This is a genomic window from Mesorhizobium sp. W050, from assembly GCF_054719535.1.
Genome location: NZ_JBTTIH010000001.1, coordinates 1,847,227 through 1,861,905, shown reverse-complemented (window position 1 = coordinate 1,861,905; position 14,679 = coordinate 1,847,227). Strand labels below are relative to the sequence as shown.

The window sequence follows — 14,679 nt, the reverse complement described above, 5'->3', positions numbered from 1 at the left end:
CAACAACCTTCGGCTCAGCTCTTGCTGGCCTTTTCCTTCACTGCCGAAACGGTCTCGTCCGGGCGGTGCTCGACGGTGCGCTTGTCTTCGGCGGTATCGTCGTCGGCCATGCCCTTCTTGAAGCTCTTGATGCCCTTGGCCATGTCGCCCATCAGCTCGGGTATCTTGCCGCGGCCGAACACCAGCAGCACGATCACCAGCACGATCATCCAGTGCCAAATCGAAAATGAACCCATTGTAACTCTCTCTCGAATGTTTTCCCTGGCGATGATCTATGCGTTTTCGCGTTGGGATTCAAACACAACAGCGACAAAGTTTATGAAGGCGCGGCTTATGTCACGCATTTTCGGCAAAGCTGCCCGCTACCAATCGGCGCATCTACCGCAGCAATGCAGCTTTTTGACAGCGGCTTGCGGTCAATCTTCCGTGACGCGCGGCGTCAGCAGGCCGAGTTCCTCGAGATCGATGTCGGTCAACGCATCCTCGTCCTCGGTCAGCGCGTCCGGATCGGCCGGCGGCAACGGGATGGCGAAATTCGACGGCATGCGGCCGGAGAGCAGCCCTGCCCCCTTCAGTTCGTCCATCCCGGGAAGATCGCGGATCTCCTCCAGTGCGAAATGGTCGAGGAAAGTGTCTGTCGTGCCGTAGGTGACGGGACGGCCGGGCGTGCGGCGGCGGCCGCGCATGCGCACCCATTCCGTTTCGAGCAGCGTATCCAGCGTGCCCTTCGAGGTCTCGACGCCTCTGATGTCCTCGATCTCGGCGCGCGTCACCGGCTGGTGGTAGGCGATGATCGCCAGCACTTCGAGCGCGGCGCGCGACAGCTTGCGCTGCTGCACCGTGTCGCGGCTCATCAGGAAGGCGAGATCGCCGGCGGTACGGAAAGCCCAGGCATCGCCGACCCGAACCAGATTGACGCCGCGCCGCGCATAGATCTGCTGCAGCTCAGCCATGGCAGCGGCAATGCTGATGCCATCGGGCAATCTGGCTGCGAGCTGCTTTTCGCTGACCGGCTCGGCGCTGGCGAACACGATCGCCTCGGCCATGCGTATGGCTTCGGCCATATGCAGCCGTTCGCCAGGATTCAGAAGCAGGGTATCAGTCGGGTCCTGGGCGATAATGCCCTCCTCGGTCTCTTCTTCGACCTTGAACGGAATGACCGAAGCGTTGGCGCGTTCGCTCATGATGCCACCTCGACTGCCTTGATTGGTTGCGCGCGGCCGCGCAGATAGAGCGGCGCGAACACCTGGTCCTGTCGCATCTCGATGCTGCCTTCGCGCACCAGTTCCAGCGACGCCGCGAACGAGCTGGCAATCGCGGTACGCCGTTCGTCCGGGCTGGTCAGGTAATTGATCAGATAGCTGTCCAGCGCCGTCCAGTCGCGCAGCGAGCCGATCAGCCGGGTCAGGATGTCGCGCGCATCCTTGAGCGACCACACGCCACGCCGGGCAATTGTCACATTGGTGATCGCCTGTTTCTGGCGCTGCTGCGCATAGGCGGTGAGCAAATCGTAGAGCGAGGCCGAATAGGCGTTACGCTTCTCGACGATGACCATTTCAGGCATGCCGCGTGCAAACACGTCGCGGCCGAGCCGGTTGCGGTTGACCAGCCTTGCCGAGGCGTCGCGCATGGCCTCCAGACGCTTCAGCCGGAACTGCAGCACCGCGGCCAGTTCCTCGCCGCTTTCGCCTTCCTCGCCGGGCTGCTTGGGGATGAGGAGCTTCGACTTGAGGAAGGCCAGCCACGCCGCCATCACCAGGTAGTCGGCGGCAAGCTCAAGCCTTAGCGCCCTCGCCGTCTCGACGAAGGTCAGATACTGCTCGACCAGCGCCAAGATGGAAATCCGCGACAGATCGACCTTTTGGTTGCGGGCGAGATGCAGCAAGAGGTCGAGCGGACCTTCGAACCCGGCGACGTCGACGACAAGCGACGGGTCGCCGGTGACCCGTGAATCGTCGTTCTCGGCCCACAGACGGTCCATCGGTGCGGCCTTCGCAGCCTTGCTGTCCAATGTCTCCGCCACTGTTCCTTTACCTCTGGTTAGAGCATGATGCCGAAAAGTGTGAAGCGGTTTTCGGACGACATCATGCTCTCTCTATCTAATTTAGAGACGGATTCAGATTTCAGGTCGAACAGACCTGAAATCATCCGTCTCTAGGCCACCGCATCGAAATAGGTGGCAAACTCGGCGCGTATCTCGGTTTCGTCGGCCCGGTCGCGATCCCTTATATAGGTCAGCGCCCGCTTGGCGCGCTCCAGCGACGTCCCTTCAAGTCCCGTGGTTCGCGATGCGATGCCTGCCATCTCCTCGAAAACGCCATTGCAGTGAAGGACCAGATCGCAGCCCGCCGCAAGGATCGAGGCCGCCTTTGTCGGGAAATCCCCAGAAAGCGCCTTCATCGAGGTGTCGTCGCTCATCAACAGCCCGTCGAAGCCGATCTCGCGGCGGATGATCTCGTCGATGACCTTGCCTGAGGTGGTCGCTGGGTTGTTCGGATCGATGGCGCTGTAGACGACATGCGCCGTCATCGCCATCGGCAGATGGCTAAGCTCGCGGAAAGGGGCGAAATCATGCCGCTGCAGGTCGCTCAGCGAGGCGTCGACCACAGGTAGCTCGAAATGCGTGTCGGCGAAGGCGCGTCCATGGCCCGGAATATGCTTCATGACCGGCAACACGCCGCCGGACATCAGCCCTTCCGCGGCGGCGCGGCCAAGTTCGATGACCGGGCGCGGCTCCTTGCCATAGGCGCGCGCGCCGATGACGTCGCTGGCGCCCTCGATCGGCACGTCCAGCACCGGCAGGCAATCGGCCGAGATACCGAAGCGCAACAGGTCGAAGGCGTGCAGCCGCGCCATCAGCCAGGCAGCGCGGGTGCCGGCATCATGGTCCTTGCGCCACAATGCACCGAGCGCGCCGCCGGCGGGATAGTTCGGCGCCAGCGGCGGCCGCAGGCGCTGCACCCGGCCACCTTCCTGATCGATGAACACCGGCGCATCGGGGCGCCCGATACAGTCGCGCATTTCGGCGACCAGATCGCGGATCTGCTCCGTTTCGCCGATATTGCGCGCAAACAGGATGAAGCCCCACGGGCATTCATTGCGATAGAAACGGATTTCTTCGCGGGTCAGCGATTTCCCGGCACAGCCGAGGATCATGGATTTTGATTCGGTCATTCCACCAGTTTAGGGCTTCGCGCCGCCAAAGGGAATCTCCCCGGACGGCAAGCGCCTCAACCTCTCGCCCATCCACATGAAAAAGCCGGCGCGACCCTTGGGAACGCACCGGCTCTGATAATTGGATCCGGCCTTACCGCGACACGAAGCAGTTGCCTCCGGCAGCCTTGTAGCTGGTGCACAGATTGATCGCATCGTTGCGCGATTGCGCAGGCACCCGGACACGGTAGAAGGTGCCCTTGCCGGCGATCTCCGCCTTGACGATGTTGGCGGTGCGACCGGCGAGCACATTTCCATAGCGGCGCTGCAGGTCGGCGTAGTTGGCCTGGGCGCTTTCGACCGTCGGCTGCGAAGCGATCTGCATCGACCACGAACCGCCCGATGTCGAAGCCGTCGCCGGAATGGAGGCAACCTGGTCGGGCTTGACCTCGCCGACCACGTCGACCGGCTGGTCGGACGGGCGCTGCGGCGCCACGGCAACCGTCTGCGGCGTGTTGGCGGACTGGGTCTCAGCCTTCGGCGTGGCCGCCGGCTTCACCGGCTTGACCGGCTTGGCGGTCTCGGCACTTGCCTGGTCGCTATTTGCCTGATCGGCAGGCGCCACGGTGCCGGTCTGCTCGGCATCGGCCGAAGGGGCGACGTGCTGCGGCGCCGGGTCAAGCGGCTCAGTCGCCGCAACCTGCGGCGCGGCCGGCGTCGAGTCCTCGCGGGCCACCAACGAGCCGTCGGGCTTGACCACCATGGTCCGCACCTTGCGCGGGGCAACGGCGACGGTATCGGGGTTCTTGTCGGCTTCCTGCAGCACCTGCGCGATGCGGTCCTCGGATTTTGGCGCCGGCGCGACAGCCGCGTCGGGGTTGACGGCAGCTTCGGGGTTGCCGGCAGCGTCGGGGCCTGGGGCAGCGTCGGTATCGTCGGGCGACAGATCGACGACGCGGCTTTCAGGCTCCTGCGCCTTCACATCGACCGGCTCTTCGGTGTTGGTGACCAGCTTCTCCTGAACCGGCTCGGCCGGCTTGGTGCCCTTGGCGACCGCATCATAAACCTTGTTGTCCTGGTTCGGCACCACGGCGCCGCCCGGATTTTCGGGCTTGACCTTGATCGGCCTGTTGTCGGCCTTGACAATGACCGGCGCATCGCTGCCGCCCTTGCCGCCGAAGGACAAGGCGAGGGCGCCAAGGCCGCCGGCAATCGCAACCGCAGCAACGACCCCCGCGACCAGCAGGCCGCTCCTGCGCGGCCGTGCGGCTTCCTGCTCGGCGAGGCCCGGCACCGCCATTGCCTCGTCCAGATCCGGATCGTAGTCGAGTTCGTCGACCGCGAAATCGTCGGCCTGCGAAACCGGCTGGCTGCCGGGCAGATCGTCCATGTCGAAGCCGCCGGCGGCATCGGCGTGGTGAGCTTGCGTGGCTGCAAGCACTTCGGCTGGCCGCGCCGCATAGGCGCGCCGGTCGAGCTCGTGGCCCGAACTGAAGCCGGAACTGTAGGAATCGTCATCATAGCCGGCACTGCGTGCGGCAGTGGGCGGCGCCACTTCCACCGCGTTCATGTCGTTGAGCATGCCGGCGAATTCGGCGTCGATGTCGTCATAGGCGGCCGGCTCGTCTTGCTCGAAGCTGAGTTCTGGAATGTCGAGGTCGTCGGCAATCGCCACCACACGCTCCGGCACATCGACCGTCTCAACATCCGGCATCTCGTCATAGGCCTGAGGCGGCGCCTGGCGCGATGGCGTCGGCGCCACATAGGCAGCAGCGGCAACCGGCTGGTCGCGATAGCTTGGCGCTGCCGCCGGCGGCATGGACGGCTTTTCTGCAAAAGAAGCTTGCGGCTGCGCTGCAAAAGAAGGTTGCGGCTGCGCTGCAAAGGAAGGCTGGGCCGGGGTGGGAGTCACGCGGCTCCACGAACGCGCCGGCTCCGGCGGCGTCGAGCGCCAATCGCCAGCGACCGGTGCTGCCGTATCGTCATGACCGAGATCGATGCCCTTGGCCAGCGCCGCGTCGAAGGCGTGATCATCGAACTCGATCTCGGGCACATGGCCTTCAAGTTCGCCGGCAAGCAGATCGTCGAAATCGGCATCGTCCGCCTGGGCCTCCTGAGGAGCAGGCGCGTGTTCGTCTAGGTCCCAGTCGAGATTATCGACCGGAGCGACCGGCGTCGCGACGGACCGCTGCACCGGGGCAACCGGCTCATAAGTCCTGGTGGGCTCGATGGCGGCAGCCCTGGTGGGCTCGGTGACCACCGGAATCGGGGCGACTGGCGCCGGGCGTGGTGTGGTCATGGCGCCAAGCAGCGCGTTGAGTTCATCTTCCAACGTCCGTTCGTCAGCGACCGGAGCGGCCGGGGTCGCCATATTGGTAGGCGCCACATAGGCTGGTGCGACCGGAGTTGGCTGAACCGGAGCGGGTGCGGTCTCGGCCACCGGCTCGTGATCGGCAAGCGCATCATCGATGCTCAGATCGAAATCGTCGAATGCTTCGTGCGCAGTCTCATGAGAGGGGCTGGCCTCCACGGTCCAGGCCGGCGTCTCGTCCACTTCCGGCGCATCCATCTCAACCGGCGCGCTGACCTGCAGATCGCTGACATCCAGATCGCGCTCTTCCGGATCCTCGGCCTCAACAGGCTGAGCCTCGAAAGCCTGAGGCTCGAAATGCTCGGCTGCAAAGTCCATGTCGACATCGGCCATCGCGTCATCGAAATGAACCGCAAAATCCTCGTCGGCAACAGCGTGGTCGGCGGCGCCGACGACCGGCGCCTCGGCTACTGGCGCGGCATACTGGTCCTGCGCCGGCGCAGGACCGTCCAGCGTCAGCTCGTCTTCCAGCGACATCGAGACGGCATTGTCGAAATCATCGTCGAACGCGAGATCGTCGGCAGGCGCAGCAGCAACCTGCGCGACATCTGCGGCATGGGCGACGGTCGCGCCGTCATCGAGCAGCAACCCCTGCTCGAGCGAAGCGGCAAGGTCGTGATCCATCGGCAGGTCGTCTTCGAGCGGCGATACGTTTTCCAGCGAGCTGGCGACGGCATTGTCGAAATCATCGTCGAATGCAGCTTCGTCGAATGCGGGCTCGACAAACGAAGTTTCGGCAAACGAGGGTTCAACGGGAGCAGCCGCAGCCTGCGGGGCAGCGCCGAAATCCAGATCGGCGGCATCGTCGAAGACGAAATCATATTCCAGCGAAGCAGCCAGCGCATCGTCCATCGCGGCATCGGTGGTTTCGAAAGCCGGCTCGCGAATCTCGGCAGCAGAGTCGTAGGGTTCAGCGGCAGGCTGGTGAACCTCGGGAGCTGGCTGGCTGGCCTCCATGGAACCGACTTCATCGCCGAATTCGCCCATCAACTCCTTCTCGAGGTCGATGTCGAAATCGCCCTCGTCCGCAGCCGTCTCGACGGCTGGCGCCTGCGGCTTGACCGGCTGGCGCGGATCGAAACCCATGATCCTGGTCAGTTCAGCGAACGGATCATCTTCGGCGATGTCGTTGTTGTCGGCTACTCTCAGCTGGGTTCTGTCTGCCATTATTGTTCCCGAACTCGCACTCATTCGGACGCCATGGACGTCGCGTAGGGTTGGCCCTTACCAGCGCAATGTGGGCAAATGGTGACAGGTGTTTTAGTTAAACCTAACGCATCTCAGTGGGCGCATCAGCCCCAATCAGCGTCAGGCCGGAAGTCAAAACATCCGAAACAGCCTGCACCAGCCCTAGTCTGGCATGAGTCAATTGTCGGTCGTTAACCTTAACAAAACGTAAGTCGGGATTCTCGGTGCCCCGATTCCAGTGTCCATGGAAGGTGGAAGCCAGATCGTAGAGGTAGAATGCCAGCCGGTGCGGCTCCAGCGCAAGGGCCGCGGATTCGATCAGCCTTGGATATTCAGCCAGCTTCCGGATCAGGCCGATCTCGCCCTCGTCGGTGAGCGACGCCGAGGCCGCGGCCAGGCTGTTGCGGTCGAAATTGGCCTCGCCCAGTTGCTCGCTCGCCTGCCGGAACACCGAATGACAGCGCGCCGAAGCGTACTGCACGTAGAACACGGGATTGTCCTTGGACTGTTCGGTGACCTTGGCGAAATCGAAGTCGAGCGGCGCGTCGCTCTTGCGGTAGAGCATCATGAAGCGGATAGCATCGCGGCCCACCTCCTCCACCGCTTCGCGCAAGGTCACGAAGTCGCCCGACCGCTTCGACATCCGAACCGGTTCGCCATCGCGAAACAGCTTCACCAGATTGCACAGCAGCACCGTGAGTTGCAGCTTCAGATCATCGCCTGCAATCGCCCGCGCCAGCGCTTCCAGCCGCTTGACGTAGCCGCCATGGTCGGCGCCCAGCACATAGATCAGGCCGACGAAACCGCGGTCGACCTTGTCCTTGAGATAGGCGACGTCGGCGGCGAAATAGGTGAACGAGCCGTCGGACTTGACCAGCGCCCGGTCCATGTCGTCGCCGACCGCCGTCGAGCGGAACAGCGTCTGCTCGCGGTCTTCCCAGTCGTCCGGCTTCTCGCCCTTGGGCGGCGGCAGCTTGCCCTTGTAGATATGGCCCTTCAGCGTCAGATCGTTGATCGCCGAGCGGATCCTCCTGGCATTGTCGGCATGCAGCGTGCGCTCGGAGAAGAAAACGTCGTGATGGACATTGAGCAACGCCAGATCCTCGCGGATCATCACCATCATGGCGTCGATCGTGCGGTCCTTGACGATTACCAGCGACTCATCGTCGGGCATCTGCAAGAGCTTGCGGCCAAATTCGGCAGCCAGCGCCTGACCGACCGGCACAAGGTAATCGCCGGGATAGAGACCGGCCGGTATCTCGCCAATGTCGTCGCCCAGCGCTTCGCGGTAGCGCAGGAAGGCCGAACGCCCGAGCACGTCGATCTGCGCGCCGGCGTCGTTGATGATGTATTCCTTGGTGACGTCATAGCCGGCGAAGGCCATCAGATTTGCAAGCGTGTCGCCGACAACCGCGCCCCGGCAATGGCCGACATGCATCGGCCCGGTCGGATTGGCCGAGACATATTCGACATTGGTCTTCTTGCCGCCACCAATGGTCGAGCGGCCGTAGTTTTGCCCCTCGCCCAGCAGCGCAGTCAGATGTGCCTGCCAGAAAGCGTCCTTGAGCCGGAGATTGACGAAGCCGGGACCGGCGACGTCGGCTTCGGCAACATCGGCGTCGCTGCGCAGCACTTCCACCAGCCGCTCGGCCAGCGCGCGCGGGTTCTGCCCGGTGGGCTTGGCCAGTACCATCGCCGCATTGGTGGCGAGATCGCCATGGCTGGCGTCGCGCGGCGGCTCGACGGCGATGCGCGACAGGTCGGGCGAAACGCCATTACTGTCTTTCAAATCAAGCGCTTCGACGGCTTTTGTGATTCGCGCGCTGAAATCGGCGAAGATGTTCATGGGTCTTGCTCTGGCGGACTGTGCAGGGGAACCGGCTCATTGGCCGGCAAATCGCGCCCGCCCTAGCTTAAATCGGGCGTATGGTCAAACAGACGGCGGTGTTCCTTCAAGGCGTAGGTATCCGTCATCCCCGCCAGGAAATCGGCGACGCTGCGCGCCTTGATGCGGTCCTCCGCCCGGTCGAGCCCCTCCCGCCAGCCGTCCGGCATGGCGCGCGGATCGGCGAAATAGACATCGAACAGGTCGCGCACGATCTGCTCGGCCTGAGTGCGAACGCGCATCACCTCGTCATGCCGGTAGAGATGCTTGTAGAGAAAGGTCTTCAATTCCTTCTCGGTCGCCGCCACGTCAGCGGAAAAGGTCACCATCGTTTCGCCCGCCGCCCGCACCGCTTCGGCGCTGTCAGGCTTGATGCGCTCAAGATTGGCGGTGGTGGAAACAATGACATCCTCGACCATCATCGTGATCTGCCGGCGCATCAGCTCATGGCCGGTGCGCACATCGTCCAGGCCCGGATAGCGCGCGCGCACGCTTGCCAGGATCGATCCCGGCAGCGCCACCGTTTCCAGCATGTCCAAGGTCAGGAAGCCGGAGCGCAGGCCGTCGTCGATGTCATGGGTGTTGTAGGCGATATCGTCGGCGATCGCAGCACATTGCGCCTCGATGCCGGCGAAATGGTCGAGTTCGAGGTCGTGCAGCTCGGAATAGTCGCGGATCGCCTGCGGCACCGGGCCTTTGAGCCCTTTTCCCTTGGCATCTGTCAGCGGCCCATTGTGCTTGACCAGCCCTTCCAGCGTTTCCCAGGTCAGGTTTAGCCCGTCGAACTCGGCATAGCGCCGCTCCAGCCGCGTCACCACGCGCAGCGACTGCGCATTGTGGTCGAAGCCGCCCCATTGGGCCATCCGCTCGTTCAGCGCGTCCTCGCCGGTATGGCCGAACGGCGTGTGACCGAAATCGTGCACCAAGGCGACCGCCTCGGCCAGATCCTCGTCGCCGCGCAGCGCTCGCGCCAGAGCCCGCGCAATCTGCGCGACCTCGATCGAATGCGTCAGCCGGGTGCGATAGTGGTCGCCTTCATGGGCGACGAACACCTGCGTCTTGTGCTTCAGGCGGCGGAAGGCAGTCGAATGAATGATACGGTCGCGGTCGCGCTGGAATGGCGTGCGAGTCGGGCTCTCGACCTCGTCATAGAGCCGCCCGCGCGACCTGGCTGGGTCGCTGGCATAGGCCGCGCGCGGCCGATAGCCGAACCCAATGTCGCCAAGCTCATTTGTCATGGCTGATGCCGCCGCAGTTGACTTGCCCCTTCCCGCTTCATACCTATCATGTGAAACTGAAAGCAAGGTGACGCCCATGGGCGCTGATGCCAAGACTGCCATGAAAGTCGAGATGACCGAGTCCGCCGCCAGGCGGATCGCGAAAATCGTCTCGGGCGAGGCCGGCAAGACGGCGCTGCGCGTCTCCGTCGAAGGCGGCGGCTGCTCCGGCTTTTCCTACAAGTTCGACCTGGTCGGTACGCGCAACGACGACGACGTCGCCATCGAAAAGGACGGCGCCACCGTGCTGATCGACGATTTGTCGCTGGTCTATATGGGCGGCTCGGTGATCGACTTCGTCGACGATCTGATGGGCCAATCGTTCCAGATCCGCAACCCCAATGCAGTCGCCTCCTGCGGCTGCGGCACCAGTTTCTCCATCTAGGCAGATGTCCGGCGTCGGCGCGGTCCGTCAGGTCGCACTGTCGGCCGGGCGCGATCTCGACGTGACGCTGGCCTTCTGGCGCGATGTGCTCGGCCTCAACGTTCACGCCCGCTACGATCCGCCGGGCATCGCCTTCATCATGGCCGGTGATATCAGGTTGCTGTTCACCGATGGCGTTCCGGCCGGCACCGTCTATCTCGATATAGCCGGGCTCGAAGCCTTCCACGCCGAGGCGAAAGCGTCCGGCGTTCCCTTCACCGCACCGCCGGCGCTCGTCCACAACGACACCGAAGGCACGTTCGGAACGGCGGGGGAAAGCGAGTGGATGGCCTTTCTAAAGGACCCGGCAGGCAATACGATCGGGCTTGTCGAACGTCTTTCGCCCGAACATCCCTGAGGCCGCCCATGAAAATCGTTACCTGGAACATAAACGGGATTCGCGCCCGCATCGGCAACCTCACCCACTGGCTGAGCGAAAGCCAGCCCGACATCGTCTGCCTGCAGGAGATCAAGTCGGTCGACGAGCAGTTCCCGCGCGCCGAGATCGAGGCGCTTGGCTACAACGTGGAAACCCATGGCCAGAAGGGCTTTAACGGCGTCGCCCTGCTGTCGAAGCTTCCCTTCGACGAGGTTATCAGGGGCCTGCCCGGTGACGACACCGACGAGCAGGCGCGCTTCATCGAGGGCGTGTTCTCGACCGACCAGGGCGCGCTTCGCGTCGCCTCGCTCTATCTGCCCAACGGCAACCCGGTCGATGACGAGAAGAAGTTTCCCTACAAGCTGGCCTGGATGGAACGGCTGCATCGCTGGGCCGAGCAACGGCTGCTTCTGGAGGAGGCGCTGGTACTGGCCGGCGACTACAATGTCATCCCCGAGCCGGTCGATGCGCGCTTCCCCGAGAACTGGCTTGGCGATGCGCTGTTCCAGCCGCAGACCCGGCAGGCCTTCCGACGGCTGAAGAATCTCGGCTTCACCGAGGCAGTCCGCGCCGTCACCGATGCGGCCGATGTCTATACCTTCTGGGATTACCAGGCCGGTGCCTGGCAGAAGAACAACGGCATCCGCATCGACCATCTGCTGTTGTCGCCCGAAGCCGCCAACCGCTTTTCCTCGGCCTCGATTGAAAAGCACGTGCGCGCCTGGGAAAAGCCTTCCGACCATGTGCCGGTGGCGATCGATCTGGCGCTGCTGCCGGCCTGATATCAGCCGAAACCCTGATGTCGCCACAATCGCGCCATTCAGTCAGAGGTCAGCATGGCGGCTGGGGTTCCATGGCACTACGATTCCTCCTTTGCCCGATCGGTCTGGCATTTGCCATGGCCTCTCCTGCAGCGGCACTTGCCGATCAGCAGTGCCTGGCCAATGGCAAGTCCTACCAGGTCGGCCAGGTCACCTGCCTGACGGTTTCAGACAAGAGCCATATGGCCCGCTGCGACCTGGTGCTCAACAACACCTCATGGACCAAGATCGGCGACAGCTGCCCCGACAGCACGATGAAGCCGCATCTGCACGTCACGCCGATCTCGATGCCGGTACACAGAGCGGCGCCGGCGGAACTCACCGAGAACTGATGGATGTGAGCTAATTTCCCCCTTGAGGGGGGAGATTGGCAATTTCACTGGTCGTCACCACCCTTGGTGAGAAGATCGTCGGCAAGCGAAATCGCAGTGCGGCGGTCGGCTTCGCCGGCGGCGGCAAATGCCTCTTCCTGCATGCCGCGGATCCACGGCTGGTCGCTCGGCGAGGCGCGTTCGAGCGCGGCGGTCATCATGGCCAGCCCGCGCACGATCTTGCCGCTCTGGAACAGAAGATTGCCAAGCGTCGCCTGGGCGCCGGCATGGCCTTTTTCGGCGGCGAGCTGGAACCAGCGGCCGGCCTGCTTGACGCTGGCCTTGACGCCGCCCTCGCCCTTCAGGAACATCTGGCCCATCTCGAACTGGGCGTTCGGGTTGCGGTAATTGGCGGCCGCACGCATGTAATATTCCTGCGCCGCGACCTCGTTTTCCTCGACCGGGCTGCCGGGGATGCCTGTCCGGAGATAGTCGCCCAGCGCCACCAGCGCGTCGGAGACATAGCTTTCCTCCGGCGATCCCGGCTCGACATCCTGATCGACGATCTCGGAGAAGAATTTGAAGGCCGCATAGTCGTCGCGCGTCACGCCGTCGCCTTCGGCATACATGCGCGCGAGCTTCCAGGTGGCGCCGATCTGGCCGTTTTCGGCGGCGTATTTATAGGCCTCGACCGCCTGTTCCTTGTGGCCGCTCTTGTAGGCGGAGAAGCCGAACTGGAACACGGCCCATGGGCTCGATTGCGGCTTCACGCCGGTCTTGTCGTCGAACACCTTGTCGTCGAAGGCCATGGCCTGGCCCACGGCGCCAAAGATCGCAACAGCGACCAGTGCCGGAAGGACAGACGACCTCAACAACTCAGATATCCGCATAGCAATGTGTTTCTTTGGCACCGCCGGGATGGGTGACCGCGCCGTCGCGGGCTGGCCCTACCGTCTGTGCATATTTCCAGATCGCGCCCGACTGATAGTCGGTCGTGCGCGCCTTCCAGGCCTTCGCCCTCGTTGCCAGTTCAGCCTCGGACAGGTCGACCTCGATCGTGCCTTTGGTTGCGTCGATCGAGATCACGTCGCCATCCTTCAGCAGTCCGATCGGGCCGCCAACGGCAGCTTCTGGCCCGACATGGCCGATGCAGAAACCGCGCGTCGCGCCCGAAAAACGACCGTCGGTGATGAGAGCGACCTTGCCGCCCATGCCCTGGCCGTAGAGCGCCGCCGTCGTCGACAGCATCTCGCGCATGCCCGGGCCGCCGCGCGGACCTTCGTAACGGATGACGAGAACCTCGCCTTCCCGGTAGTTGCGGTGCGTGACCGCCTCGAAACATTCCTCTTCCGAATCGAAACACCGTGCCGGACCTGAGAATTTCAGCTCCGTCATGCCCGCGACCTTCACGATCGCGCCTTCGGGGGCAAGGTTGCCCTTCAAGCCCACGACACCGCCGGTTTGGGTGATTGGTCGGTTGGCGGGACGGACCACATCCTGGCTATCATTCCAGGCAACATGCTCCATGTTTTCGGCCAAAGTACGGCCAGTCACGGTCATGCAGTCGCCATGGAGATAGCCGTGGTCGAGCAGCGTCTTCATCAACAGCGGAATGCCGCCGGCCTCGAACATGTCCTTGGCGACATATTTGCCGCCCGGCTTGAGGTCGGCGATGTAGGGCGTCTTCTCGAAAATCGCGGCAACGTCGAACAGGTCGAACTTGATGCCTGCCTCATGCGCGATCGCCGGCAGGTGCAAAGCCGCATTGGTCGAGCCGCCGGTGGCCGAAACCACGGTCGCCGCATTCTCCAGCGCCTTCAGCGTGACGACGTCGCGCGGCCGGATGTTCTTGGCGATCAGCTCCATGATCTTTTCGCCGGAGGCGAAATTGAAGCGGTCGCGCATCTCGTAAGGCGCCGGCGCGCCGCAGGAGTACGGCAGCGCCAGGCCGATCGCCTCGGCGACGGTGGCCATGGTGTTGGCTGTGAACTGGGCCCCGCAGGAGCCGGCGGACGGACACGCCGCCTGCTCGATCTCGAGCAGTTCGGCATCACTGACCGTGCCGACCGAATGCTGGCCGACTGCTTCGAACACGTCCTGCACAGTGATCTGGCGGCCGCGATAGGAGCCCGGCAGGATCGAGCCGCCATAGATGAAGATCGACGGCACGTTGAGCCGCACCATGGCCATCATCATGCCGGGCAGCGACTTGTCGCAGCCGGCAAGGCCGACCAGCGCATCGTAGCAATGGCCGCGCATGGTGAGTTCGACCGAGTCGGCGATGACATCGCGCGATACCAGCGACGACTTCATGCCCTGGTGGCCCATGGCGATGCCGTCGGTGACGGTGATGGTGCAGAATTCGCGCGGCGTGCCGTTGGCGGCCGCGACGCCTTTCTTGACCACTTGCGCCTGGCGCATCAGCGAGATGTTGCAAGGCGCCGCTTCGTTCCAGCAGGAGGCAACGCCGACCAGCGGCTGCGCGATCTCGGCCGCCGACAACCCCATGGCATAGAGATACGAACGGTGCGGCGCACGCGCCGGACCGACGGTCACATGGCGGCTAGGCAGCTTGGCCTTGGAGATGACTTTGGCGTCCATTCTCTTCCTTGCCGCGGGCGGTGCGGCCTGCCTCATCGCCGAGCCTTTTGGCGCGTGTCCCGAGACGAATTCGAGGTGCGCCGGGTTTATGGCGGGAAATGGGCAATTTGGTCGAGCGGGACCGTAGCGCGGGGGTTGGTCCGGAACTGTTGCCAAAACGTCACAATTACGAGAGGCGACATAGGTGCGGCGGATTTTGAACGCCGGCGCTTGACGGCACGGCTCGACGCTGTGCCGCAAACTGAAAAAGGCCGGGCACTGCCCGCCCT

The 14,679-nt window shown here is 63.6% G+C and carries 13 protein-coding genes; 4 read left to right on the top strand and 9 right to left on the bottom strand.

Annotated elements, in window-relative coordinates; genetic code table 11:
* Positions 1–14 precede the first annotated feature (14 nt).
* The 7 genes from ACYG9Y_RS08880 to ACYG9Y_RS08850 all read right to left on the bottom strand — a co-directional run bounded on the left by ACYG9Y_RS08880 (position 15) and on the right by ACYG9Y_RS08850 (position 9,835).
* Positions 15–236, bottom strand: coding sequence for a twin-arginine translocase TatA/TatE family subunit (locus ACYG9Y_RS08880; protein ID WP_023681650.1), 222 nt, complete (start codon positions 234–236; stop codon positions 15–17).
* A 180-nt stretch (positions 237–416) separates the two neighbouring features.
* Positions 417–1,184, bottom strand: coding sequence for an SMC-Scp complex subunit ScpB (scpB, locus tag ACYG9Y_RS08875; RefSeq protein WP_023667689.1), 768 nt, complete (start codon positions 1,182–1,184; stop codon positions 417–419).
* Positions 1,181–1,981 carry a segregation and condensation protein A gene (locus tag ACYG9Y_RS08870; protein WP_023667690.1) on the bottom strand — a complete coding sequence of 267 codons (801 nt, stop codon included), beginning with the start codon at positions 1,979–1,981 and terminating at the stop codon, positions 1,181–1,183. The genes scpB and ACYG9Y_RS08870 overlap by 4 nt, the downstream gene beginning before the upstream one ends.
* A gap of 173 nt (positions 1,982–2,154) precedes the next feature.
* The gene (gene nagZ / locus ACYG9Y_RS08865) at positions 2,155–3,174 is read right to left on the bottom strand and encodes a beta-N-acetylhexosaminidase (RefSeq protein ID WP_023697621.1); all 1,020 of its coding nucleotides are present in this window, start codon (positions 3,172–3,174) and stop codon (positions 2,155–2,157) included.
* Between the two features lie 133 nt (positions 3,175–3,307).
* Entirely contained in the window at positions 3,308–6,691 is a 3,384-nt protein-coding gene (locus ACYG9Y_RS08860) for an SPOR domain-containing protein (protein ID WP_023739015.1), read from the bottom strand.
* Between the two features lie 103 nt (positions 6,692–6,794).
* A complete protein-coding gene (gene argS / locus ACYG9Y_RS08855) occupies positions 6,795–8,558 on the bottom strand; it encodes an arginine--tRNA ligase (protein WP_023739016.1) in 1,764 nt (587 codons plus the stop codon).
* A gap of 62 nt (positions 8,559–8,620) precedes the next feature.
* Complete coding sequence (locus ACYG9Y_RS08850) at positions 8,621–9,835, bottom strand: deoxyguanosinetriphosphate triphosphohydrolase (RefSeq protein WP_023739017.1); 1,215 nt, start codon at positions 9,833–9,835, stop codon at positions 8,621–8,623.
* A 76-nt stretch (positions 9,836–9,911) separates the two neighbouring features.
* On the opposite strand from ACYG9Y_RS08850, the gene erpA reads away from it, so the two are divergent.
* The 4 genes from erpA to ACYG9Y_RS08830 all read left to right on the top strand — a co-directional run bounded on the left by erpA (position 9,912) and on the right by ACYG9Y_RS08830 (position 11,830).
* A complete protein-coding gene (gene erpA, locus ACYG9Y_RS08845; protein ID WP_031198637.1) occupies positions 9,912–10,259 on the top strand; it encodes an iron-sulfur cluster insertion protein ErpA in 348 nt (115 codons plus the stop codon).
* Between the two features lie 4 nt (positions 10,260–10,263).
* Complete coding sequence (locus ACYG9Y_RS08840; RefSeq protein WP_023691101.1) at positions 10,264–10,656, top strand: VOC family protein; 393 nt, start codon at positions 10,264–10,266, stop codon at positions 10,654–10,656.
* 8 nt (positions 10,657–10,664) lie between these two features.
* Positions 10,665–11,459, top strand: a complete 795-nt coding sequence (xth, locus tag ACYG9Y_RS08835) for an exodeoxyribonuclease III (RefSeq protein WP_023706008.1) — start codon at positions 10,665–10,667, stop codon at positions 11,457–11,459.
* Between the two features lie 116 nt (positions 11,460–11,575).
* Positions 11,576–11,830, top strand: a complete 255-nt coding sequence (locus ACYG9Y_RS08830) for a hypothetical protein (RefSeq protein WP_245260192.1) — start codon at positions 11,576–11,578, stop codon at positions 11,828–11,830.
* 44 nt (positions 11,831–11,874) lie between these two features.
* On the opposite strand, the gene ACYG9Y_RS08825 is transcribed toward ACYG9Y_RS08830, so the two are convergent.
* Together ACYG9Y_RS08825 and ilvD are read right to left on the bottom strand one after the other, a co-directional pair.
* Positions 11,875–12,699, bottom strand: a complete 825-nt coding sequence (locus ACYG9Y_RS08825) for a tetratricopeptide repeat protein (RefSeq protein ID WP_023714413.1) — start codon at positions 12,697–12,699, stop codon at positions 11,875–11,877.
* Positions 12,686–14,410 (bottom strand): dihydroxy-acid dehydratase, encoded by a 1,725-nt coding sequence (gene ilvD / locus ACYG9Y_RS08820; RefSeq protein ID WP_023706010.1) that lies wholly within the window; start codon positions 14,408–14,410, stop codon positions 12,686–12,688. The genes ACYG9Y_RS08825 and ilvD overlap by 14 nt, the downstream gene beginning before the upstream one ends.
* Between the last annotated feature and the right edge of the window lie 269 nt (positions 14,411–14,679).

Excerpts from the sequence above, each read along its gene's own strand:
- nagZ (WP_023697621.1), bottom strand. The coding sequence starts at position 3,174 with ATGACCGAATCAAAATCCATGATCCTCGGCTGTGCCGGGAAATCGCTG.
- ACYG9Y_RS08860 (WP_023739015.1), bottom strand. The coding sequence starts at position 6,691 with ATGGCAGACAGAACCCAGCTGAGAGTAGCCGACAACAACGACATCGCC.
- ACYG9Y_RS08870 (WP_023667690.1), bottom strand. The coding sequence starts at position 1,981 with ATGGACCGTCTGTGGGCCGAGAACGACGATTCACGGGTCACCGGCGAC.
- ilvD (WP_023706010.1), bottom strand. The coding sequence starts at position 14,410 with ATGGACGCCAAAGTCATCTCCAAGGCCAAGCTGCCTAGCCGCCATGTG.
- xth (WP_023706008.1), top strand. The coding sequence starts at position 10,665 with ATGAAAATCGTTACCTGGAACATAAACGGGATTCGCGCCCGCATCGGC.
- ACYG9Y_RS08880 (WP_023681650.1), bottom strand. The coding sequence starts at position 236 with ATGGGTTCATTTTCGATTTGGCACTGGATGATCGTGCTGGTGATCGTG.
- argS (WP_023739016.1), bottom strand. The coding sequence starts at position 8,558 with ATGAACATCTTCGCCGATTTCAGCGCGCGAATCACAAAAGCCGTCGAA.
- ACYG9Y_RS08840 (WP_023691101.1), top strand. The coding sequence starts at position 10,264 with ATGTCCGGCGTCGGCGCGGTCCGTCAGGTCGCACTGTCGGCCGGGCGC.
- ACYG9Y_RS08850 (WP_023739017.1), bottom strand. The coding sequence starts at position 9,835 with ATGACAAATGAGCTTGGCGACATTGGGTTCGGCTATCGGCCGCGCGCG.
- scpB (WP_023667689.1), bottom strand. The coding sequence starts at position 1,184 with ATGAGCGAACGCGCCAACGCTTCGGTCATTCCGTTCAAGGTCGAAGAA.
- erpA (WP_031198637.1), top strand. The coding sequence starts at position 9,912 with ATGGGCGCTGATGCCAAGACTGCCATGAAAGTCGAGATGACCGAGTCC.
- ACYG9Y_RS08830 (WP_245260192.1), top strand. The coding sequence starts at position 11,576 with ATGGCCTCTCCTGCAGCGGCACTTGCCGATCAGCAGTGCCTGGCCAAT.
- ACYG9Y_RS08825 (WP_023714413.1), bottom strand. The coding sequence starts at position 12,699 with ATGCGGATATCTGAGTTGTTGAGGTCGTCTGTCCTTCCGGCACTGGTC.